This is a genomic window from Oceaniferula flava, assembly GCF_016811075.1.
GTDB classification, from domain to species: Bacteria; Verrucomicrobiota; Verrucomicrobiia; order Verrucomicrobiales; family Akkermansiaceae; genus Oceaniferula; species Oceaniferula flava.
On the sequence record NZ_JAFBGL010000005.1, the window covers coordinates 74,403 to 97,856 of the forward strand.

Annotated in this window: 19 protein-coding genes; 8 read left to right on the forward strand and 11 right to left on the reverse strand. The window is 53.5% G+C overall.

Translation table 11 applies throughout. The features are described 5' to 3' along the window. Positions 1-2: 2 nt before the first annotated feature. The 3 genes from JO972_RS08820 to JO972_RS08830 form a co-directional block, all read right to left on the reverse strand. Positions 3-2,930 (reverse strand): DUF7133 domain-containing protein, encoded by a 2,928-nt coding sequence (locus JO972_RS08820; RefSeq protein WP_309489669.1) that lies wholly within the window; start codon positions 2,928-2,930, stop codon positions 3-5. Between the two features lie 186 nt (positions 2,931-3,116). Continuing rightward, complete coding sequence (locus JO972_RS08825; RefSeq protein ID WP_309489670.1) at positions 3,117-3,815, reverse strand: hypothetical protein; 699 nt, start codon at positions 3,813-3,815, stop codon at positions 3,117-3,119. Positions 3,816-3,856: 41 nt separating this feature from the next. Then, the gene (locus tag JO972_RS08830; protein ID WP_309489671.1) at positions 3,857-7,909 is read right to left on the reverse strand and encodes a S24/S26 family peptidase; all 4,053 of its coding nucleotides are present in this window, start codon (positions 7,907-7,909) and stop codon (positions 3,857-3,859) included. 615 nt (positions 7,910-8,524) lie between these two features. On the opposite strand from JO972_RS08830, the gene JO972_RS08835 reads away from it, so the two are divergent. From JO972_RS08835 to purH, 8 genes are all read left to right on the forward strand, one after another. Further along, on the forward strand, positions 8,525-9,358 hold the full coding sequence (locus tag JO972_RS08835; RefSeq protein ID WP_309489672.1) for an alpha/beta hydrolase: 834 nt from the start codon (positions 8,525-8,527) through the stop codon (positions 9,356-9,358). Positions 9,359-9,363: 5 nt separating this feature from the next. Beyond that, positions 9,364-9,621, forward strand: a complete 258-nt coding sequence (locus JO972_RS08840) for a hypothetical protein (RefSeq protein ID WP_309489673.1) — start codon at positions 9,364-9,366, stop codon at positions 9,619-9,621. Further along, on the forward strand, positions 9,611-10,078 hold the full coding sequence (locus JO972_RS08845) for a sialate O-acetylesterase (protein ID WP_309489674.1): 468 nt from the start codon (positions 9,611-9,613) through the stop codon (positions 10,076-10,078). Before JO972_RS08840 ends, JO972_RS08845 begins: the two co-directional genes overlap by 11 nt. 87 nt (positions 10,079-10,165) lie before the next feature. Continuing rightward, positions 10,166-11,134, forward strand: coding sequence for a metal ABC transporter solute-binding protein, Zn/Mn family (locus JO972_RS08850; RefSeq protein WP_309489675.1), 969 nt, complete (start codon positions 10,166-10,168; stop codon positions 11,132-11,134). Between the two features lie 154 nt (positions 11,135-11,288). After that, entirely contained in the window at positions 11,289-12,053 is a 765-nt protein-coding gene (locus tag JO972_RS08855; protein WP_309489676.1) for a metal ABC transporter ATP-binding protein, read from the forward strand. 11 nt (positions 12,054-12,064) lie between these two features. Next, the gene (locus JO972_RS08860) at positions 12,065-13,372 is read left to right on the forward strand and encodes a metal ABC transporter permease (protein ID WP_309489677.1); all 1,308 of its coding nucleotides are present in this window, start codon (positions 12,065-12,067) and stop codon (positions 13,370-13,372) included. A 2-nt stretch (positions 13,373-13,374) separates the two neighbouring features. Next, positions 13,375-14,322 (forward strand): metal ABC transporter permease, encoded by a 948-nt coding sequence (locus JO972_RS08865; protein WP_309489678.1) that lies wholly within the window; start codon positions 13,375-13,377, stop codon positions 14,320-14,322. 45 nt (positions 14,323-14,367) lie between these two features. Further along, entirely contained in the window at positions 14,368-15,912 is a 1,545-nt protein-coding gene (gene purH, locus JO972_RS08870; protein ID WP_309489679.1) for a bifunctional phosphoribosylaminoimidazolecarboxamide formyltransferase/IMP cyclohydrolase, read from the forward strand. A 1,065-nt stretch (positions 15,913-16,977) separates the two neighbouring features. Here purH and gatA read toward each other — a convergent pair. The 8 genes from gatA to JO972_RS08910 all read right to left on the reverse strand — a co-directional run bounded on the left by gatA (position 16,978) and on the right by JO972_RS08910 (position 23,453). After that, positions 16,978-18,396, reverse strand: a complete 1,419-nt coding sequence (gene gatA / locus JO972_RS08875) for an Asp-tRNA(Asn)/Glu-tRNA(Gln) amidotransferase subunit GatA (protein WP_309489680.1) — start codon at positions 18,394-18,396, stop codon at positions 16,978-16,980. A gap of 160 nt (positions 18,397-18,556) precedes the next feature. Next, entirely contained in the window at positions 18,557-18,847 is a 291-nt protein-coding gene (gatC, locus tag JO972_RS08880; RefSeq protein WP_309489681.1) for an Asp-tRNA(Asn)/Glu-tRNA(Gln) amidotransferase subunit GatC, read from the reverse strand. Positions 18,848-18,917: 70 nt separating this feature from the next. Next, entirely contained in the window at positions 18,918-19,250 is a 333-nt protein-coding gene (locus JO972_RS08885; protein ID WP_309489682.1) for a hypothetical protein, read from the reverse strand. A gap of 21 nt (positions 19,251-19,271) precedes the next feature. Beyond that, a complete protein-coding gene (locus JO972_RS08890; protein ID WP_309489683.1) occupies positions 19,272-19,916 on the reverse strand; it encodes a hypothetical protein in 645 nt (214 codons plus the stop codon). A gap of 536 nt (positions 19,917-20,452) precedes the next feature. Further along, positions 20,453-21,400 carry a homoserine kinase gene (locus JO972_RS08895; RefSeq protein ID WP_309489684.1) on the reverse strand — a complete coding sequence of 316 codons (948 nt, stop codon included), beginning with the start codon at positions 21,398-21,400 and terminating at the stop codon, positions 20,453-20,455. A gap of 50 nt (positions 21,401-21,450) precedes the next feature. Next, positions 21,451-21,885 (reverse strand): hypothetical protein, encoded by a 435-nt coding sequence (locus JO972_RS08900; RefSeq protein WP_309489685.1) that lies wholly within the window; start codon positions 21,883-21,885, stop codon positions 21,451-21,453. Between the two features lie 21 nt (positions 21,886-21,906). Continuing rightward, a complete protein-coding gene (locus JO972_RS08905) occupies positions 21,907-22,590 on the reverse strand; it encodes a LamB/YcsF family protein (protein WP_309489686.1) in 684 nt (227 codons plus the stop codon). Between the two features lie 14 nt (positions 22,591-22,604). Then, positions 22,605-23,453, reverse strand: a complete 849-nt coding sequence (locus JO972_RS08910) for a 5-oxoprolinase subunit C family protein (RefSeq protein WP_309489687.1) — start codon at positions 23,451-23,453, stop codon at positions 22,605-22,607. Position 23,454: the final 1 nt, after the last annotated feature.

The following is a 23,454-nucleotide window of genomic DNA, read 5'->3' on the forward strand; positions in this document are numbered from 1 at the left end:
ATTCAGGGGTAAACCTTGAGTAGCTCTTCTGAGGTGAAGGCTGTCTCACGGTTTTGTAAAACTTTACGCACTTTAGAAACGACTTTAGGGCTGACCTCGTTTTTACGATTATTCCACGCGTAGCGTATAAAAGTAGCTACGTCAGCGAGGTCAACATCGGTGATATCAGGTGCGTCCTTCAACCCTGGCATTGCAGCGGCAGGGGCGTATTGTTTCCCATTAACAGTGATGGGGCCTGTCATACCATGTAGTAAGATCGCTGCTAGCCTTTCCGGCGAACCAGTTACCCATTCTGATTTTACCAAGGGCGGACCAAGTTGTGTGAGTCCCTTCCCATCGGCTCCATGGCAGGCCATGCAATTGGCGACGTAAAACTTTTCACCTCGAAGATAGGTTTCTCGGTGTTTTTTGTTAGAAGGTGTTTTGAATTTCGCTGCTGTAGTTTTTGGCGTAAGAGTATGCTTGAGGTATTTGTTGAACCGAGTGTCATCGAAATCATCGCCTAGTAGAGCGATGAACTCTTGCTCTCTCCCAGCAAGTCCACTAAGCGTAGCTTCTCGAAAGTAGGGAGTATTGATATTTTCTATGAGCACCTTCTTGAGTAGCGTGAGTGCCTGTGGTGAGGGGATTCGTCCCAAGCTAGCGGCAAGTTGTCTTTTTACAACTAAGCTGGAGCTCCTAGCCAACTGCGTGAATGTAGGGAGTAGATTTTTTAATTCAGTTGCGGGAAGTAATGTGCTGAGACGGACTGCTGATTCTAATACATAAGGGTCATCTGATTTTAAAGCACCTTCAATGGCAGCACTGTTGATAGCTCCTAGACCTTCAAGTGTCCACAGTGCATGAATTTGGCCAAGGGGTTTGCTTGAATCACATGCTAGCGAGTTTAGTGCAGGAACGACTGAGAGATCCCCGGTGTCGATAATCAACTGTTGGGCTGTATCACGCCACCAGCCGTTAGAATGATTGAGATGTGGAACGTGATCAGAGGCTTTTTTTGCCAATAATTTGGGCATCGGGCCTCTGGAGGTGTGGCGGTATTCGATACGATAAATTCTGCCGAGACGAGGGTGGCTTTCGAGTCCCTGGTGCTGGATGTATTCACGTAAATATTTGGTGAGATAGTGTTTGTGCTGGATGATGCCGTGATACATGTCTGTGATGTAGAGGGTTCCGTCGGGCGCATTGAAAAGGTTTACCGGACGAAAGCGCTCATCGGTGGAAGCTAGGAATTCCTGTTCGCCGAAAAGATGTTCGCCTGACAGCAAGCCGTCTTCTCGGTTGACATGAACCATGCGTACAAGGTTAGCGACAGGCTCACAGAAAAGCGCTGTGTTCCGATATTTTGGTGGGAACTGATCACCTCGGTAAGCCATTGCTCCTGCCGCGCCAGTGGCGGCTTTTAAATGTCCGTTTGCGTCCAGGTCACCTTCCCCCCCACGGTTTGCTCCCAGAGTAATGCGGGCTGGGTAAAGTTTATCGCGGAAAGAAAGATAGGTGGCGTTTCCATGTTCAAGAAGGAAATTAGGGTTACGACTTAGGGTGTTCGGTAGCAATTGATCTGCCTTAATACCGAACCAGTTCCCATTGTAATAGAGGCGCCCATAGTTGTCCTGATTCATACCCCACTGGCCTCGGAAAAAGGTTTTTTGTTTGATCCACTTTCCGTTGACTTCTCTGTAGCGGGTATCGGATTTTGCGCTGTAAATCCAGTTGTCGAGGGCTCGAAAGAGACCGTTGGCGCGATGTTCTACGTTACCATCTTGCGTGTAATCTTCATCAATGACTGTCATCTTGCCGGCCTTGTCGTTAACGTTTTCAACAAAGTAGAGCTTCTCGTGCCCACCATAGATGATACCGTTTTTATAGAGAGCAATCGCTCTAGGCTGATTTAAATTGTCGAGGAAAACACTGGTTTTGTCATAAAACCCGTCATCGTTAGTATCCTCGTGAATGGAGATTCTACCAATGGGTTCATCTTCACCCGTCCCATTGCTATCGGGCATATAGGCACGCATTTCCACGACCCACATACGCCCGTTTCCATCGAATCGAACAGCTAAAGGATTTTGGACCTGGGGTTCGTGTACGACCGTGCTTATTTTAAAGTCTTTATGTAAGCGGAAACTTGAGAGAGCTTCTTGCGGGCTAAGTGCTGGTGCTGGCGGAGCTTGATCAAAAGGAACCACATAGGTATATCCTTTCTTTTTCTCTGTTGAGGGTGCTTTTTCTACAGGGTTGAGTTTGAGGCGTTGGATCCAGACATTACGGAATCGGACAGGGTTGTGATGACCTTGTAGTTTGATAGGTCGTGCTTCAGGTCCTTCTTTTCTGCCTGCACCTGTTTTGTTTAAAAGTGCATAATCGTCATGAATGAGTTTTCCGTTATGTATCACCGTGATCCGGGCGTTCTCAGTTTTCTTGTTACCTTTGAAGCGTGCTGCGCGAAATACAATGTCATAGCTTTGCCACTCACCGGCGGGTTTGCTCGCTAAATGATCCGGTTTCTTCTGGCGATAAATGCTGCCAGCGTAACTGGGTTTGTAATCTTCGGGAGCAATCCCGTGGGAGTTGAGAATTTGAAGTTCGTAACGTTGTTGAATATAGATGCCTGAATTTCCGTTGGCTTCGGCAGAGACTCCTTGTACGTTATTGACATTAAACTCTACGTGCATACGAAAATCCTGATAAGACTCTTGAGTTATCATGCTGTCCCATTTTGGAGAAGCTGTGAGAACTCCATCCCTGAAAACCCATTGGCATTTTGCTTTTGATTCGGGTATGAGCCTGTGACCGGATTTCCCGACCAGTTGGATAGCATCTGCAGGGCGTTTGAAGTCGATGAGGCCTCGCGTTGTAACAGCATTGGGTTCGGCTGCTGAGGTTAGAATAGGGACTGCGAAAAAGAGGGGTAATAGGCGAGATGACATAATTTTATCTAACTAATATAAAAGAGGGAGAATGGTAAGATGACCCTGAGCGTAAGGACTTAAACCTTGAAGCACGGCAGGCGTGATCTTAAATAGTGGTCTCTGCAGAGCGTTGGGCGAGCTGTAATGTACTGTTAACTACCCGAGCTGCTGCTGCTCATGGTCTCATAACCTCTGTGAGTTTGATTACTGCACATAGTCTCTGATGGTGTGGAGTCTTAGACGGCTCGTGCGTGGATCGTGATAGAAGAAAACCATACTACGTGCCCGTTCATTGAATCGCCAGGTGGAGGTGAAAAATGGTTGAACTTCCTCATTTCTCCGGAAGTAAATTTTAGCATAGCAGTAATGACGATCGTCTTTAGTTTTGGTGGGCTTAGGAGCGAGTATGAAATGACTGTTAGGTCTGAGTGCAAATTTACCAGTGCCGATGCTTCCAGCAATGTCGACACTAGTCGCGTTCATTAGAAAATATTTACCACCTCCAAAATTGTCCGTATTGTTGTCTATGGTGATTAGTTCTAGGCCGTCGTCATTGCTTTGGCCTTTCCGAATGACGATGATCAGTTGTTTGGTTGAGCTAATCGCGGAAGATTGGCCATAAACATCAAATGTTTTTTTACCTTCAGTATTTACGATATTTTTTCCCAGAATCCATTTATTAGATCGAGGAACTTTGTAGACTTTAGAAATACTATTCGTTGGTAATTCGACAGGCATAGTTTTACCTTGACCGATTACTAACTCAACAGGTTTGGCGTCACGTAATTTAGGAAAAGAAACAAACTGTAGTTGGATTACATCATCGCAGAAAGCTGTTTGCACGGGAAATATGCTAGCAGTTATAGCAAGTGTAAAAAGATAGGCTATACGTGTTGGTATCATGGTGTCAGAGAGTTTAGTTTTGTTGCAAATAGCAATCAGGATTATACTTCGTTAGAATCAAGCCAACGAAATTGAATGATTCTGAACTTTCGTCCAAATTGTTGATTAGTAGGAGATGTTAATAGTTGATGTTTGAGATGATTATTGTCACTGGAGTCGATGTAATCTGGAGTACGCTGTAGGACGGCCTCGCACCACGCGCGAGCTAGCACGTTACCGTTGACGTCCAGGCTGTCACCGTAAGCTCGTATGACAAAAGTATCACCTCGTGGTGTTAGAATTGAGCCAAGATGGCGTAAAATATCCGCTTGGTCGACGTATGGAGTGCTCCCGTAGGCGGCAGGTCCTTTTAAAGCATTAGCAAATTCGACCTCGGTTTCAAGGTTCACGGTGGATCCGTTGATTTCTTTAATGAATTCTCCATCAAGTGTCCGGGAATCTGTGCGGAAGGCTTTATTGATAGTTACCTCTGGCGTTTCGTTACTGCTGCCGTCTTCATCAATGGCAGCTTGAAGAGCTCCTTTGACTGCAAGCTCCGGGCTGCTCGCATCTAGGCGACGATTGATAAACTCTGAGAGAGAGAGGAAAGGTCCACGAAGTTTCACTTGTCTAACCATGGCTTTGGCAAGTTGCTCAATTTCCTCATCTGAGAGGCTGCGTGAACTAGACCACTGCTCAAGTGGAGCATTGTGGTCGCTGCTAAGGCTATTAGAAGGAATTGGTGCGCCATTAGGAAGCATTCCTGGAGTGACTGGAGTTTCATCAGATGTCGTGACTGTCGGAGAATCGGCATTGGTATCGAGGTGAACGATGGGTTTGTTCCGTAGGCTGGAGAACAGAACTTTCCATGCTTCAACAGAGGTAGAATTGATGTTGAATGGACCAGCGACTAACAGGTAGTTCGCAATCTTGTCGGCAAAACCATCACTGAAAAGAGCCAACTCTGCATCAGACGATAGGCTGGCTAGCTCGTCTTCAGTAAGATTGAAATTATAAGGACGAAGCCGACGGTTTGGTAGAGGAGTATTTTCAAAGAAGAAGTTATGAGCAACTTCTTGCGCGCTTAGGTCTGTTCCTCTGCCATATAGCTCGACGTTTTTAAACTGTGGTGTGATCGATGAGAAAAAGTAATCATCCCATAATGCTTTGTTGGCTAGATAAGAGTGGTCTGCGTAGGGGATGACTTGCTCATTGGCACTGATGTCGGCATTGAGTTGGCGCGTGCGAGTGGTGAAGGCCTTGTCGGCTGGGATGTTAGGGTGCGCGTAGGAATTACCGATGGCTTGTTGGACGTGCGGTGCTAAGCCGCCTTGGCCCGTGGCAGTAACTTGTTGGAAGTCGCCAATGAGGGGGGCACCTGAAAAGGCGTGGTCGGTGTTGCCCGAGGCGGCGTAAGGTTTCCCCCAGGCTGTCGGGTTCAAAAGCACTGTGTTGTTCGCTAGACTGTAACCTCCCAGATGCGTGCTGCTGAGAGAAGCGATTGACATCGGAGGGAGGACAGGAAGGTATTGTTGGACCACGTGTGTGCTGCCAGCTTCTGAGGTATAGCCTCCACCGAAGTAACCGCCACCAGAACCATTGTCCTGGATGGCTAGCTCAACATCGTTGATACGGTCTAATTGCCACTCCCAACCATAATCGTAGAGTGCTGAGGGAGAGTCCTCGGCAATTTGTGGTGCGGAGAGAGTGCTGCCGTGTAGAAAGGGGCGCGTCGTGGTGCGTCTTGCCGCCCCTACGCCGCCGATACCTGCATCGTAGAAAGATGCCTCACAGCCAGCCATCATGGAAAACAGCATCATGCCACGCACTTCTCCGTTTGTGGTGGCGGCCACGATGTCTGTTCCGGGGATGGCATCGGTTTCTGAGTCGAAAGGGATGACTTCTCCATTAGGAAATCCTGACAACATGAGTTCGCCATTTTCCTCTAACATGAGGTTGCTCTGCTTACCGTTTCCGCCAAATTTACTGATAAATTGGTAGTTACGGTAATGTCCGAACCCATTGACTACATAGTCGGCATCACTCAGCCAGAATTGGAAACCGCTGCCGATAATCTCATTGGCACGAGAGACGGCTCGTGACATTGAGTTCCCTGACTCCGGATAGGCAGCAATGGCAATTTTATCGTTTTCGCCAAACACTAAACGATGACCTACATAAGTGTTTGCTACGTCTTTGAATTTGACGACGTCGGGGGCGTCCGGCACTGCTGAGTTAGAGGCGGTATAAAATCCGTAGGGGTCCCATCCGTTCTCCGCTTGATAGAGGTTTTTGTTGCCAATGAGAACGGTGCCGTCATTTTTCAGCATGATATTATCGTTTAGGGGGATAGAGAACATTTTGACCTCACCAGGTTGGAAAACTATCGGGTCGTTTTTGGCAAACTGGAGCTTGATGATATATGGCTCCAGTGATCTTGCCCGTCCATCACCAGTGGATTCAAAACCTATGGCGTAATTCAAATTTAGATAGTTACTGATGTAGGTGTTTCCACCAGGTCTGTATTTTTTCCATCTTACTACAAAGGGAGGGAAGCTCATTTTCATGATTTGGGAAGCTTCGGTTCCCATAACGAGTGGTAAGTTGTTAGGATTCCATAGTGTTATGACAGGCATAACTCCAAGAGACAGTTTGTAGATGTCATCAGCTCTTAATTTCTGACTTGGCTTTCCTGCATTCTCTGCAGTCGTGTTGATGGTTGTTCGTTCTTCCTCTGTGATTAAACTGGCACCTGTTGCTAGTACGAATTGCGTCTTGATTGGGACAGGGTTTCGGTAGAGCCCAGTATACTCACGTAGGTATTTGTCTGTGTCGTTAGGGTTTCCATAGTCAGGAACCCGGATTTGAAGCGCGCCAGAGAGCTCCGGTGAGTTATAGGCGACGCCACCACGACGTCCTGTAACTCCCGTTGAGTCATCTTGGTAGAGTTGGTAGTAGGCACTGAGGTCCTGGATGGGGACTCTATTTTCGTTATCATTACCGAACTTATAGAGCATGAAATCATCACTGCTTTCCAGTGGGTCAATTGGACGCTCTAGTAAGGTTGACAGGTCTCGTTTGAGTCCGCCTTCTCGAACATCGGCTAACACACCGTAAGAATAAACAGAGATATCATGAAAGTTGTTTTGTGCAGGTTGACCTACAGTATTGTCAACTAAATTCAACGTGGCATGAGAAAAGGCCATCTTGAGCTGTTTGTCGTCATTAATATCTTCAAGCCCTTCAACAGTGTTCGTTCCAGTTGAGGCGGGAACCTGGGTTCGGAAAATTTTCTCGGCCTCAGTGAGAGCTGTTTCGGTAGCATAGGAGTCATCCAAAATGCGAGCTTTCTGGCTTTCATCGCCTACCCACCAACCGTAACGTCCTAGTACTCTTGAGGTGTCTTTATCCCTTCGGGGAATTAACCGGGCACTAACATATTTTGATGCACTTTCCAACTCGCCTAAGGAACCTTGGGCGACTAGCCATATAGCATCTGTTTCGCCATTTGGTTTGTAGTATTTCTGCGGGTTGCTGCTGTCTGCAAGTTTAATACTATTTGGAGACGATATACTTTCAGACTCATCAGTAGTAAGGGATAGTAGCCATTTCCGAAAATGTTGATTTTTCTCACTGTATGATGGATGCATTGAGGCGTCTGTTGGACTTCCAATAGTTTGGTGATGGCTTGCTGTGGATGGATAAGCATCCCCGACCGGAGCTGATGTTGGATCACCTGCGATCCACGAATCCCACACGCCTGTCCAATGTGGATTACTCACCTCATTGTCTGCAGTGCTTGGGTCATCAAAAATACCTGCATTTGCAGTAACCCGCTGATCCGGCCCCACCTGTTTTTGGAGTTCACCAATGGCAATCATTAATGCCATTCGAGCATTGCTGCGGGCCTCTTCGGTCGCTTGACCACTTTGGCTGGAGCGTAGTTCAATTGCGCTCAGGCTTAGCACTGAGAGAGCAACCATTACCAGTAAGATCATCACTGAGATGGTGGCGATCAAAGCAAAACCAGATGCTGTCTTAACATTTAAGCCAAATCTTGATTTCGTTCTGAAATCATGGGATGGTGTCGAATTAGAGTATCTAAATGTTCTCATGGGATTACATGGTTATGATGTCCTATAATGTAACTACATTGAGAATGACTGACACTCGGGAATATGACAATTTTTTTTAGAATGATCAGCTCCCTCTTTACAGGGATGGTTGAACCCTCTTGGAGAGTGTCTCCATTTATATACTCCCTTATTGATGTAACGGTTTAAAAGTAGAGGGGGCGACAAAGATGCGCAGAACTAATATCTAGAAAATAAACATATAGATAGTTAGACCATGCCTTCTGAAGGTGACAAAGAGTTGGTTAGGGCATGACGTGATCTAACTACGATGATTCATAGGGGCAGGTGTGAATATGCCTCTCCATGGTTATTGGCCTAATGCTGTAACTGGAATTCTGTAAAATGCATTCCTGAGCAACTTCAGAGCCTATTTTAATTAGAGCATTACTTACCGCACTCGTTGTCTCTGGTATCAATTCGCGAGAATTGCGAAAGCATAGTAATGCTCATTGTCGATGATCATTCACTATTGCTTTTTGTCACAACAGGACAGGGGGATTCCTGAAATTATAGAACGCATTATTTTGAAATTATCGTTGTGTTTACATAGCTACGGTGATGAATTCAGGCATGAGACATGCATTTAAAATTTCGATGATCTTAAGTTCTTTCTTGGTTTTTTCCAGCTTTCATCTTAGTGCCAAACCTGATGAGATTACAGTTTACAAAGAGGTTGATGACATCTCCCTGAAATTGCACATTTTCAACCCCAAGGATCACAAGGCGACCGATCAAGAACCGGCGATCGTGTTTTTCTTTGGCGGCGGTTGGAAGGGCGGGAAGCCTCAGCAGTTTTACCCCCACTGCGAATACCTCGCCTCGCGTGGCATCGTGGCCATCAGTGCGGAGTATCGCGTGAGCTCGAAGCATAAGACCACTCCCAAGGAGTGCGTCATGGATGGCAAGTCGGCGCTGCGTTGGGTGCGCTCGAATGCTGGAAAGTTGGGGGTTGACCCCGAGAAGATCCTCGCTGGCGGAGGGTCCGCAGGAGGGCATGTCGCGGCCGCTGCGGCGATGGCCAAGGGGATGGACCAGCCTGGCGAAGACACTTCCGTGAGCTGCGTGCCCAAGGCTCTGGTGCTGTTCAACCCCGTGTACGACAACGGCCCCGGCGGCTACGGCCACAATCGGGTGAAAGCCTATTGGAAGCAAATCTCCCCGATGCACAACATCGATGCCAAGACCCCACCGACGATCGTTTTCCTCGGCGAAAAAGATCATCTGGTTCCTGTGAAGACTGCCAAAAAATACCAGGCGCTGATGAAAAAGGCCGGTGTGCGTAACGATTTGCATCTCTACCCGGGGCAGACCCACGGATTTTTCAACCTTCAGAAGAGCAAGGAAAAATACCGTGAAACCATGATCGAGACCGACCGCTTTCTGAGCTCCTTGGGCTATCTCACAGGAGAACCCACCCTCAGCGAATAAGTCCGATGAAAAGCCTCCTGTCGCTTGGCATCATCTCGCTGATGCTGAGCGTGGAGCTCTCGGCGGAGGTGGCCGGAAAGCATCTTTTTATTCTCTCCGGCCAGTCGAACATGGTCTGGCTTAAACCGAAGGTGGCCTTCACGCCTGCGGTTGAGAAGGAGTTTGGTAGCGACAAGGTGATCGTGGTCCACGATGCGCAAAGCGGCAAACCTCTGCACCGCTGGTCGAAATCTTGGAAGGCTCCCGAGGGGGGTGAAGCCTGAGGAGTCTGGCGATCTCTACGATCGTCTGATGGCGAAGGTCAAGAAGGCCACTGAAGGACAAAAGCTGGCCAGCGTCACCTTCATCTGGATGCAAGGCGAGCGCGATGCCCGGCTCCAGTGGTCCAGCCTCTACGAAGCCGGATTTAAATCTCTGCTGCAACAACTGGAAACCGACCTCGGTCGCAAAGACCTGAACGTGGTGATTGGTCGACTCAGTGACTTTGACAACGACAACCGCTCCTACAAAGACTGGTCGAAAATGCGCGCCATTCTGCAAAAAATCGCCGAGGAGCATCCGCGCGGCGACTGGGTGAACACCGATGACCTCAACGACGGGATCAATCGCAAGGGAGAGAAGATCAGCAACGATCTGCACTACTCGGTGGAAGGATACAAACTGCTCGGAGAACGTTTTGCCGCCAAGGCCATCGCGCTGGTTCGCCGGGCGGAAACCTAAGTCACATCAATACGTCGAAGGTATAAATATTAGCCTAGGCTAAAAATAGTAGTTGACGCTAGACTTGTGCCCTGCTATCTCGTGGCCATGGCAAAAAAGATCATCGTCATTGTGTTGGTGCTGGGCGCCTTTGTGGGCGGCTTGGTGCTTCTCTTGAATCAAGAACAGAGCCAGGCCGGCGCGGATTTCAAACCGGGTGCTGCGCTGAATGTGGTGGCCACCTCCACCATGGTTGCCGACATGGTCCGGGAGATCGGCGGCGACCGGATTGCGGTGCATGGCATCATGGGGCCCAAAGTGGACCCGCATAGTTTTCAAGTCACCTCTTCGGCTTCGGCGGCCTTGCTGAAAGCGGATTTGGTGTTCTACAGCGGTCTCCACCTCGAGGGCAAGATGCAGGACGCCCTGGAGCAGCGGGCGGCTGAGAAAAAAGACACTTTCGCAGTGACCGATGGCATCCCCGAGGACCAACTGCTGAAGCCGCAGGAAGAGTTTTCCGGCTACCACGACCCCCATGTCTGGGGCAGCCCGGAGCTGTGGGTGAACTGTCTGGATGTGGTGGTGAAGCAGCTCGCCGAGGCCGACCCGGAGGGTGCCGATAGCTACCGTGAAAATGCCGAGCGCTACCGCGCCGAGATCCTTGAACTTCATCGCTGGGCGAAAGATCGCATGGCAGAAGTTCCGGAGTCCCAGCGGGTGTTAGTCACCAGTCACGATGCCTTTTTCTACTTCGGCCAAGCCTACGGCTTCGAAGTGCGCGGCCTGCAGGGAGTTTCCACCAGCTCCGAAGCGGGGCTGAAGGACCGGGCCGATCTAGTTGCTTTCATCAAGGAACGTCAGCTGAAAACCATCTTCCCGGAATCCAGCGTCAATGCCAAAGGGATCAAAGCGGTCGCCGACGAGGCCGGAGTGGCAGTGAGTCCCCACGAGCTGTTCTCCGATGCCATGGGCGAACCGGGCGACGTCGTTGAGCTGCATGGCGAGAGCTACGACAAAGGAACCTACATCGGTATGATCAAACACAACGTGAACAGCATTGTCGACGGACTGAAATAACGACAGCTCCGCAAAGCCACGACCAATGAAACACGGACTCTGCGCGCGGGTTTGACCTCGCCGACTCCTTGAGCTTATATAGCGCTGAATCTCAGCCACTCCGCATGAAGATGCTGAGGTAGTGTGAAGTTTTTTTACCCATGACGAAGAACCCATGACCAGTGATCCATCTATCGCTCTCGAAACGCACGATCTGACCGTGACTTACCACAAGCGGCCTGTGTTGTATGGCATCGATGTCGCGGTGCCCAAGGGGAACTTGGTCGGCATCATCGGGCCGAACGGGGCAGGGAAATCCACCCTTATTAAATCGATCATGGGGGTGGTTCCTTCTTCCGGTGGTTGGGTGGAAGTCTTCGGGGAACCGTTGAAGCATAACCTCCATCGGGTCGGCTACGTGCCGCAGCGTGAAAGTGTCGATTGGGACTTCCCTGTGACCGTCATGGACGTCGCGCTGATGGGCACCTACGGCAAACTCGGACTATTTCGTCGCCCCGGAAAGGCGGAGAAGCTCAGAGCGCATGAGGCGTTGGAAAAAGTAGGGATGCTGCCCTACGCGAATCGACAAATCGGCAACCTCAGCGGCGGCCAGCAGCAGCGGGTCTTTCTCGCCCGTGCCCTGGCCCAGGACAGCGACCTCTACCTGATGGACGAGCCCTTTGCGGGGGTCGATGCCGCCACGGAAAAAGCCATCATCGAGCTGCTGCAAGAGATGCGCGAGCGGGGGAAAACCGTGCTGGTGGTGCACCACGATTTGCAGTCGGCGAGTGAGTATTTCGATAAGCTGCTATTGCTCAACATGCGCTTGGTCGCCTTCGGTGATGTCAGCGAGGTGTTCACCCCTGAGCTGTTGCAGAAAACCTACGGGGGTCGACTGACCATCCTCAGTGAAATGGCCGACCGGGCTGCGAAATTGTAATTGCGACGACCATGAATTTTCTAGCCGTGTTCGACTTGCTGATTCCTGCCACTGGTGCAGGAAAGGCAATTCTAGCAGCGGTGTTGTTGGGTGCCGGAGCTGGCCTGTTAGGCAGCTTCGTGGTGCTGCGTCGCGTTGCCCTGATGGGCGACGCGATTAGCCACGCCGTTCTCCCCGGCGTGGTGGCCGGACTGATTTACAGCCCGGATCGGCACCCGGGGATGATTTTCCTCTGCGCCGCTCTCGCTGGATTGTTAGGGGCGGGGATTGTGCGGGCCTTGATGAGCACCACTCGGCTGAAGTCAGACACCGCGCTGGGCATTGTGCTGGCGTCGTTCTTTGCCTTTGGCATCATGTGGCAGTCGAGAAACCAAGCTGGCACCGCCGGGGTGATGAATTTCCTCTTCGGCAATATCGGCTCGATCAATGCGGCGGACTTGAAGATGATGATGGTCGCCACCGTACTGCTCTGCGTGGTCGTCTTTGTGCTCAAACGTCCGCTCCTGGTCATGAGCTTCGATGAAGGGTTTTCCCAAGCGCTGGGTTATCCGGTGCGGATTTTGAATGGCATTTTCTACTTCCTGCTGACCTTCTCCGTGGTGGTCGCGCTGCAGGCGGTCGGCGTGGTGCTGGTCTCGGCAATGTTGATCACGCCGGCAGCGGCGGCCTATTTGCTGACCGATAAGTTTGGCAAGATGCTCCTGCTTTCCATGGCTTTCGGTGTGCTTTCGGGCATCATCGGCGGGGTGATTTCGGCCAATGTCAATGGCATGCCCACCGGCCCGGTGATCACGTTGGCCGCCACGGTCGTCTTTGCAGCGGTCTACTTTGTGGCTCCGAAGCATGGCGTGCTGGCGAAGTTACTTCGCACGGTGAAACGTCGCCGTCGGGTGCGTCGTGAGAACACCCTGAAAGCAATCTATCAGATCCAGGAAAGCGGCGGCTTCACCCACGAGGACGTGAGCCTGATCGAGATCGCGCGCAAGCGCCGAAACACCGAGGACCATGCCCGCAAGGAATGTGCATCGTTGCTCAAATACGGCTTCATCGAGATGTCGGGCGACGGTCACTCGGTGCACCTCACTGCAGCCGGCTGGAAGCGTGCCATGGAAATGGTGCGGAACCACCGACTCTGGGAACTCTACCTGACCAACGAGGCCAACTACGCCGATGACCACGTGCACGAGGATGCTGAGAAAATCGAACACATCCTCGGTGCCAACACCGTCAAGCAGCTCGAGAAAGATCTCGATTTTCCCGAACTCGATCCCCACGGCAAACCAATCCCCCAGCCGCAGTTACTCACTCCCGTTTCCTAAACATGAACTACCTCACCATCCCATGGGAAAACCTCGGCTTCGGCGCCTTCTGGCTGATGCTGATGGCATTTCTGGTGGCGCTGCCCTGCTCGCAGATGGGGTCCTTTCTCATCCTGCGGCGGATGTCACTGACGGGGGATGCGATCAGTCACAGCGTCTTCCCCGGCGTGGTGATTGCCTTTGTGTTCACCGGTGATCTGGCCTCGCCCTGGTTGATCATTGGCGCTGGGCTCGCTGGGCTGGCATCGACTGTATTCATCGAGCTGATCCACAAGAAAACCCGGGTGAAACAGGATGCCGCCACAGGTATTTCCTTCACCGCCTTGTTTGCCCTCGGCGTGGTGTTGATGGAGACGATGCTGGGGAAAAACGTCGACCTCGATCTTGATTGCGTGCTGCACGGGCGGCTGGGGCTTTTACTCGAAGAACAACATCGCGAAATCTTCGGCCTGATGGTGCCTCAGCCGATCTTAATCATGGCTGGAGTCGCGCTGCTGACGATTTTCCTGATGATGTTGTTTTACCGGGTTCTGCTGCTGAGCGCCTTCGATCAAGGTTTGGCCGCCTCTTACGGGTATAAGCCTGCCGTGATCCATTATTGCACGATGTTTGCCGTGTCCTTCATCGTGGTGGCGGCTTTTCAGGCCGTAGGAGCCATTCTTGTCATCGCTTTGCTCATTCTCCCGGGGGCGGCCGCTTATCTCTGCACGCATCGGCTCAAGATCATGCTGCTGCTGGCTTCCATCCACGCGCTGCTCTCGGCCGTGGGCGGACTTTATTTGCATGTTTGGTTCAATACCGACATGGCCTCCGCCGTGGTTGTCAGCGGAGGAGTTCTGCTGATCCTGGCTTGGTTGCTGGGGCCGGTGGATGGTTTGATGTGGAAATGGCTCAAGGATGAGGAGGAGACTCCCGACAAGGATGCTTCACATTCCGCTTGCTCCGAGTAGCTTGAGCCGTTAAGCGATGGGCGTCCACTCACAGGCACTTTTATTATGGCTATCTCACGCGCACTCCTCTCCGTTTCCGATAAATCCGGTCTTGTCGATTTTGCCCAGGGTCTGCACGACCAAGGTGTCGAGCTCCTCTCTACCGGTGGCACCGCCGCCGCTCTCCGCGATGCCGGCCTGCCCGTGATCGACGTTTCCGAATACACCGGCGCTCCAGAGCTCTTCGAAGGACGGGTCAAAACCCTGCACCCGAAAGTGCACGGCGGCCTGCTTTACAAGCGCGAGGACAAGGACCATCTCAAACAAGCCGACGAAAATGCGATCCCACCGATCGATCTCGTGGTGGTCAATCTCTACCCCTTCGTCGAAACCATCGCCAAGGAAGGCGTGACGCTTGAGGAAGCCATCGAAAACATCGACATCGGCGGCCCGTCGATGCTGCGCAGTGCGGCGAAAAACTACAAAAGCGTCACCGTAGTCACCGATCCCACCGACTACGATCGTGTGCTCGCCGAGATGAAAGAACACGAAGGCGACACCTCTTTCAAACTTCGCGAGGAGCTGGCGGTCAAAGTTTTCCTGCGCACCGCCACCTACGATACCGCCATCACCAACTACCTTTCCCAAGCCGGCGAGGGCACCCGTTCCCAGTTCACCATCAGCCTGCCGCTCGATTGCGAACTCCGCTACGGCGATAACCCGCACCAGCCAACCACCCTTTACGGCAACTTCAGCGACGTCTTCACCCAACTCCAGGGCAAAGAACTCAGCTACACCAACATTCTCGACATCGAAGCGGCCTCCGATCTGATCACCGACTTCGTGCGCCCAACCGTCGGCATCCTCAAGCACACCAACCCATGCGGTGTGGGCCAGGACGACGACGACCTTCGCAAGGCCTGGCAGCTGGCTTATGAAACCGACACCCAGGCCCCGTTTGGCGGCGTCATCGTAGTGAACCGTTCGCTCACCGAAGGTCTGGCACGGATCATTTCCTCGATCTTCACCGATGTCATCATCGCCCCTGACTTCGAGCCAGAAGCCCGTGCGATCCTGCAGAAAAAGAAAAACCTGCGTCTCATCAAACTCAACACTGAGGCTTGGGAAGGCGTTCGCAAGGACCCGGTCATCCGCTCTGCTCCCGGCGGCTTGATGGTCATGGGCCGCGATCACACCACGCTCGGACTCGATAACATCGAGGAAAAAGTCGTCACTAAGCGTCCACCCTCCGAAGAAGAAATCCGTGCCATGCGCTTCGGTTGGAGAGTGGTCAAGCACGTCAAGTCTAACGCCATCGTCTACTCCGGCGCAGACCGCACCCTCGGTATCGGCGCAGGCCAGATGAGCCGGGTGGATTCCTCACGCATCGCTGTCTGGAAAGCCAACGAAGCCGGCCTGTCCCTCAAAGGCAGCATCATGGCCTCCGACGCCATGCTCCCCTTCGCCGACGGCCTCAACGCCGCCATCGAAGCCGGCGCCACCGCCTGCATCCAGCCCGGAGGCTCCATCCGTGACCAGGAAGTCATCGACGCCGCCGACGCCGCCGGCATCGCCATGGTCTTCACCGGCCACCGCCACTTCAGGCACTAATAAGGAGCATGGACAACGCTCGATCTTATTCCAGCCCGACGGAGGAGGAGGGCTGCACTCTAGCATAGCGCGAGTGGGCGAGAGCATTTCTGTCCATGGGCTGCAACGGGAGTAATCAACCCCAGTCGCAGCCAATTCCTCTTATCCCAAGCTCATTGCCAACATCACTCTCAATGGTGTTGGCTAGGTCTTCCGTAGCTCCCACTGCAGACCATGGACAAGAATGTCCATGCTCCATTCGCTTACAGCTTGCCATCTAGTGACTAAGGTCCCATTCTCCCCCAATGGGTGAATTTCTAGACGGCGAGGAGGAAATTCTCACCCACGGGGCGCGCCTTCCTCATTGGCAGCAAGGGGAGGTGATGCAGTTTGTCACCTTCCGCCTAGCCGACTCTATGCCGGAGGGAAAATCACCGAGTGGAGGGAAAACCTCGCACGTTTCAAAGAAGTTCACCCCGAGCCTTGGGATGACTCCATCAAGGCGGTCTACCACCAGCGTTTCACAAAGAGAATCGAGCAATGGTTGGATGAAGGCATGGGGAGTTGTCTTTTCCAGAGTTTGGAAAACCGAGAGACCCTTCGCGATGTCCTGATGTTAGGCGAAGGAAAGGCGGTGACTCATCAGTCTTGGGTGATTATGCCAAACCACGTGCACCTCCTCTTTACTCCGCTCAAACCATTGCCGCAGATCATGAAAACCTGGAAAGGTGTATCTGCCAGAAAGATTGGAAAAGGAAGCATCTGGCAGCCGAATTATCGCGATACCTTGATCCGAAATTCAGAGCATTTTGTGAATGCCGTGAGGTACATTCGCAGAAACCCACGAGGTCTCCGTGAGGGGACTTTTACGTTATGGGAAAGTGAGAGAGCGAAATCGGTCAAGTAGCGAGCGGGGCTGAACTGAACGGAGCATGGACATTCCTGTCCATGGACTGCAACGGGAATAGTCAACCCAAGTAACAGCTCACGCCCTTCGTCACACGATTATGTTATCTTCATCTATTTGGTGGAGGAGAGTATCTCGTGGTTCCCACTGCAGCCCATGGACAGGAATGTCCATGCTCCTTACTCCGCAGCTCGTGCGATCTGCAGGAGTTTTTGCTCACCCATGTGGGGGCCTAGGATTTGTAGGCCTACTGGGAGCTGGGTGTTGTTCTCGGAGGTGACGGTGCCGGCGGGGACAGAGATGCCGCAGATGCCGGCGAGGTTGGCAGAGATCGTGTAGATGTCGGCGAGGTATTGTTGGAGGGGATTGTCCTTGTCGGCTCCTAACAATGGTGCGGCGCTGGGGGCCACGGGGGAGAGAATAGCATCTACTTTCTGGTAGGCATTTTCAAAGTCCTGACGGATCAAGGTGCGAACTTTCTGGGCTCGGTTGTAATAAGCGTCATAGTAACCGGAGGATAGCACGTAGGTGCCGAGGATGATGCGGCGCTTGACCTCGGGGCCGAATCCTTGCTCGCGACTACGACGGTAGAGGTCTAACACATCTTCCGGTTGCTCCACGCGGTTGCCGTAGCGCACGCCATCGAAGCGGGATAAATTGGATGACGCTTCGGCAGGCGCGATGATGTAGTAGGTGGCCACTGCATACTCGGTGTTAGGCAGGGAAATTTCCACCAGCTCGGCGCCTTGGGCTTCGAGCTTGGCGATGGAGGCGTCGACGGTTTTGCGAACTTCGGGGTCGATGCCTTCACCGAAATACTCTTTCGGCAGGCCGAGCTTCATGCCAGCGACTCCTTGGTCGAGCCCCTGGGTGAAATCCGGAACGTCGTGGTCTGACGATGTCGAATCGGCGGCGTCGTAGCCGGAGATGGCATTGAGCATCAGGGCGGCGTCTTCCACAGTGTGGGTGAGTGGTCCGATCTGATCGAGCGATGAGGCGAAGGCAACCAGGCCGTAGCGGGATACCCGACCGTATGAGGGCTTCAGGCCGACCACGCCGCAGTGGCTGGCTGGCTGGCGGATCGAGCCGCCGGTATCGGATCCCAGAGCGGCGATCGCGGTGTGTGAGGCCACGGCCGCAGCGGAGCCTCCGGATGAGCCGCCGGGCGTGCGGGTGACATCGTGTGGGTTGCTGGTTTTTCCCAAGGCGGAGTTCTCCGTGGTCGAGCCCATGGCGAACTCGTCCATGTTCGCGCGGCCGAATGGCACAGCACCGGCTTCGCGCAGGCGTGCGATGACGGTGGCGTCGTAGGGCGCGTTGTAGGCGCCATCGAGAAACTTGGAACCACAGCTGCAGGGTTGGCCTTTGACGTTGATGTTGTCCTTGATCGCGATCGGAATGCCGCCGAGAGGCAGGCTGAGATCGGCTTGGTTGGCTTCCTTTTTCGCGGTGTCCAGATCGTGGGACAGGTAGGCGCCAACGCTGCCATTTTTCTCCTCAATGGAGCTCGCCAGGGAGTCGAGAATATCGCTGGGCTGGATATCGCCGCTGACCAGTTGGCTGCGGAGTGAGGAAATGCTTTGGGTGGAAAGAGACATGGTGGATGGGAAATTGAAAATGGAATGGGAGCGCTGCTGTCGCCCCTCCGGGGCTTGGTTGTGTTAGGGCGTTGATCCCGGGGTTTCACCCCGCGCTAGTTGCTGACGCTCCTCGGGAGCTGGTTGAGTATCGGATTGGGTAGCTTGTGCCGCTGGGCAGTTAGGCATCGACCACTTTAGGCACGCGGATTTGGCCTTTGCCGCTGTCGGGGGCGTTGGCTAAGAGGTCGGCTTGGCCGAGGTTCTGCTGAGAAACATCTTCGCGCAGGCGATCGAACACCTGGGAGGCGTGCGCGGTGGGATCGATGCCATCGACATCGGCGTCCTTGAGTTGTTCAATGTAGCCAAGGATGGCATCCAGTTGGCCTTGGAAGGTTTCGCACTCCTCGTCGGTGAGATCGATCCGTGCCAGGTCGGCGACGTATCGGACGTCCATATTCTCGCTGCTCATGCGAGAGAAGCTGAAGCGTTCGCCGACAAGTTTCAAGCCTTGATGCAGCCCTCGTTGTCAGCTTTTTTACCTACTGGACGGTTTGGTAAATCCACCAACCAATGGCTAGGGTGGAAAGAATCAGCAGCAACAGGAGCAGACCGCTTTTGGTCTGGTTGCGCATTTCATTTTTCAGCTCGCCGCGGCTGAGTTGATCCATGAATTTCTTTTCGCGGAGACGGTCTTGGATTTCCGTAGGGGGCGGCAGGGTGCGCAGGCGTTCCTCTTCGGCCTCGCGTTCGCGTTCGGGGCCATGTTCTACGAAGTCCTGGAGCTGCTCGATTTGTTTGCGCAGCTCAATCTCACGGGCACTCAATGAGTCCACATCGGGCCCTGGCGGTGGGGATGATTGACGGGAGTCCATGCTGCTCGACTCGAAAGGCGGTTATTTTAGCAGGAAGACCAGCAGTGCGAGTGTGCCGAGAAGCACCACTGGAAGGTTGAATGCCAGTCCGTTCTTGAACATGGTGAGGAACTCGCTGTCCGCTGCCACGTTGCTGCTAGAGCGCTTGGACTTGCTGGATCCACCACCGAAAATTGAGGCGCTGCGTCCACCGGAGAAGTGATCGCAGGCTTGTTCGAATTCGTCTTCAGCGAGGTCGAGCACGGAGATGGCGCGGGTCAGATCCTGACGCAGGCTATCGTTGTTCCAGCCATCGGGGTTGAGCTGGTTGATTTTCTCGAGGTGATCAGCGAAGCAAATGCGCGCCTGCTCGAGTTCTTCGATTTCCTGACGGGCGGCAAAGATTTCGCGATCCATCGCGGTGACGGCCGTGCTCAGTTTCTCGGAGATCTCCACCTGACCGTGGATGAACTCCTCCTTGCTGTCGTTGAGCTCCTGCAGCTCTTGACGCTGGCGTTCCACTTCGGCTTGCTGCTGCTGCAGTTGCTCCAGCTGCGTTTGTGCTTCCTGGAGTTTTCCGGTAAAATCTTCAGTGAGCGGGCTGGACCCTACGGATCCGCTGGGGCTCATCTCCATCTGGGTGTCACGCACGTTTAGGTGCTGTTTGCGATCGGCTATGCTGCTCATGGTAAGGGTGGCCGTGGTAACGACTTAGCCAGATATTAGAGCAATTGCAGAACACTGACCAGATAAATAGTTAATACTTCTTGACAATTTGACCCCGCTTAAGAACTAGGCGTTTAAACGAACAGTGCAAAAACTCAATGTGAATAACTTGTGAAAAGTCATCATTGAGTGATTCCAGAATTAACGATGGTGACGTAAGCGTCAGATAAGGTCTTGATCGAGCGTCGCTTAAACCCGCCACCGAGAGCATTTTTATCAGTTGATCCCATGGATTTTCCGCCAAGATTGATTCTATCGATCTTAGTGGGGAGATGTGGTTAACTCGTTGGTTGTGAGTTGAGAAGTTGATTTTTTGCAGTGATGATCTGGTCGATTGCTTCACCTTGCTGAGTAAAATATCATTTGCAAATCACAAAAAGCGCTCTGCGGAAATCGAGCTTTCACGAGATGCTACCAAGGCAATGTGAATAACTTGCTAATAACCTCAAAGAAGCCTTTGAATCAACTGCGAGTCAGGGGCTTGTGAGCGTTTGGCGCTAGGCGATGACGTGCACGCCTTCTTTGTTGATCTTGGAAACGTAGAGTTGGTTCTCCAGGTTAATTTGATCGAAGACCTTGGAAATGGCCGCTCCTGCGCGCTGGGCGGTTTCTTCGCCCTCACAGAGCGCAAAGACACTGGGGCCGGCACCCGAGATGGAAAAGCCGAGCGCTCCATTGGACATCGCCGCGCGCTTGGCATTGTAGAATTCAGGGATGAGCTTCTGTCGGCGAGGTTCGGCGATGACATCGTGGATCGAGCGACCAATCATCGCGTAGTCTTCCTGGATCAGGCCGCAGATCAGTCCTCCTAGGTTGCCGATTTGTTGGGTGGCGTTGACCATGGGGATGTTGGTGGGCAGGATTTCGCGGGCCACCTTGGTGAGGATTTCCATTTCCGGGTGCACCACCGCTGCCCAGAGGTTTTCCGGCACCGGGAGCTGTGCGATATCGAGCTCCTGGTTCGAGCGGATGAAGACCATGCCTCCCAACAAGCTGGGGCCGACGTTATCGGCGTGCCAAGCACCATCGGCGCTGGCTTCTCCTTGCATGGCGAAGGGTAAAAGTTGCTTTTTCGCCAGAGGCTCGCCGATGAGTTTGTTCACCGCGTAGACGCCTGCGACGGCGGAAGCGGCGGACGATCCCAGACCGCTGCCGAAGGGCATCTTCTTATGAATTTCCATCTCGATCCCGCGATCGCTCATGCCGAGGTGGCGCAGTAGATCGAGGGCCGCTACTCCAGCGGTGTTCTTCTCGGCAGCTTTGGGCAGTTTGCCATCATCGCCGGTGATCTTGGTGATACGGAAGCCGGGTTTATCGGAGACTCGAGCGACGACTTCGTCCCCCGGAGCCTCGATGGCAAAGCCGAGCACATCAAATCCACACGCTACATTGGCAACGGTGGCGGGTGCAAAAACGCGGACTTCTTTAACTGCATCAGTGGTCATGAGGCGGATGTCTTAGTCGGGGCGCGATAGTTTGGCGAGCCAAACAGGTGTCATGATGCATTGCCGGTTGCAGCTTCCGTGCTTGCAGCTGTAGTTGTTCTGATCCGCGACAGGTGACGATTCAATGCATCGATCGCCTTACTGGGATACCATCCCTCGCGATACCAGATTTCCTTGCCACACGAGCCCTTGATGATGGTCAGGCCGAAAGTCGTTGTGATTTCGAGCTCGGCATCAAGCACGAGGGTGGTGGGTTGATAGGTCGGTCCGGATGGGCCGGTGAGGGAGCTTCCTGTTAGCTGCAGCGTGAGTTTGGGATAGTGCAGGAAGGACAGGTAAGTGGCTCGGGCAATGAGGAAAAACGCGATCCATGGAGCCGGCCAATCGAGGATCCATTTCCAGATGGCGAAAACGAAGACGGAGGAAAGAAAGGCCCTGTAGTTGGTCAATAGCACCAAGATGCGTTGAGGTCGGATTTCAATCATCGGGTTGATTGTTGGAGCCGTTCAGAAGCTCAGCTGATCGAGGGTTTGGCGGGCGGTTTCGGCGAGGGTCTGGCTGTTGGGGGAGTCGGAGTGGATGCAGAGGGTGTCGGGCTGGACCGGGGCTTTGCGGTGGTGGTAGTCGAGGATGCGAGCGTTGATTTCGGTGAGGTCGCCAAGATGGGCATTGGGCTCACTTCTGGGCACGAGATTGCCGTTCGGCAGGTAGTTGCGATCGAGAAAGGCCTCCTCGAGGCAGACCAGGCCGCGGGCTTTCGCATCGCTGGCCACCTGTCCTCCTGCGAGGGCGACAATGGCGCAGTCTTGATCGGCGGAGAAGCTGAGGAAGGCGTCCCGGATGGAGCTGTCTTGTTCGCTCAGATGATAGAGAGCTCCGTGTAGTTTGATGTGATGCAGGGGAGTGCCGGTGGAGTGGTAGAGGGAAATTTGCTGTTCTAACAGCGAGGTGAAGTCGTCCAGGGTGAACGCCGCCGGCAGGCTGCGGCCAAGGTTTCCTGCCACCCCTGGATGGGCACCCGGGAGGACTCCGTGTTCTTCGGCCAGTGCTGCGCAGCGTTGGATTGATTCAACCGATCCGGCATGGCCGCCGCAGGCGATGTTGGCCAGATGGAGATAAGGCATGAGCTCCGCTGTGAAGCTGGGGGATTCCCACTCGCCGAGGTCACAATTGATGAGAAGAGATGGCATGATGGACTCGGGTGTTAGGCGGGGTTGAAATACACGGAGCTGCCGGGGGCGTGCTGGGTGAAGGTGGGGAGATCGGCCGGATCGATGATTCCTAACAATGGGTAGCCGCCGGTGGTGGGGCCGTCGTTGAGGGTGACGATGGGTTCTCCGCTCGGTGGTAGCTGGATGCAGCCGGGTAGCGTGGGCAGGCTGGGGATGGAGGCCTCGGGCCGGAGTGTCTTCCCCTCCAGGCGAAAACCGGTGCGGTCTGAACGGTTGGAAATTTTCCACGGTGAGTTGAAAAAGATCTCCAAGGTCTCGGAGGCGATGTCGTGAGGTCCGGCGTGCACCCGGATCGGTGAATCGACTTGATAGTCGGGCGTTTCCTCCGGGTGGTAGTGGCGTGCGCTGACGCCGGGGAAGGGTTTCGGCACCGTCCGGGTTGTGCTCAGCAGGGTTTCCGAGGTGATTTTAGCCCCCGTGTCCGAGCGTTCGTGACGAGAGCGGCTGCCGAAGGCGGCGGGAGCATGCAGGCCTCCGGCGAAGGCGAGGTAGGACCAGATACCGTGACGCGCCGGGTGGATGGTCAGCGTTTCCCCGGGGAGGAATTCGCGTGCCGACCATGGTTTCAGCTGCGGGGAGCTGGCGGCACCGGTGAGCGCAATCCACACCGGACGAAGAATTTCCACACGCCCGCCACCCAGGGTCAGCTCCAGGCACGTGGCCTCCGGATCGTTGCCCACCAGCTGATTGGCGATGTCGTGCGCCTGCAGATCCATCGGGCCGGCGGGCGCCACGCCGTAGCGCGCGTATCCGAAGCGTCCCAGGTCCTGGTAGCTCAGGCCGATGCCGGTGGTGAGAACTTTGGCGACGGGGATCATCATG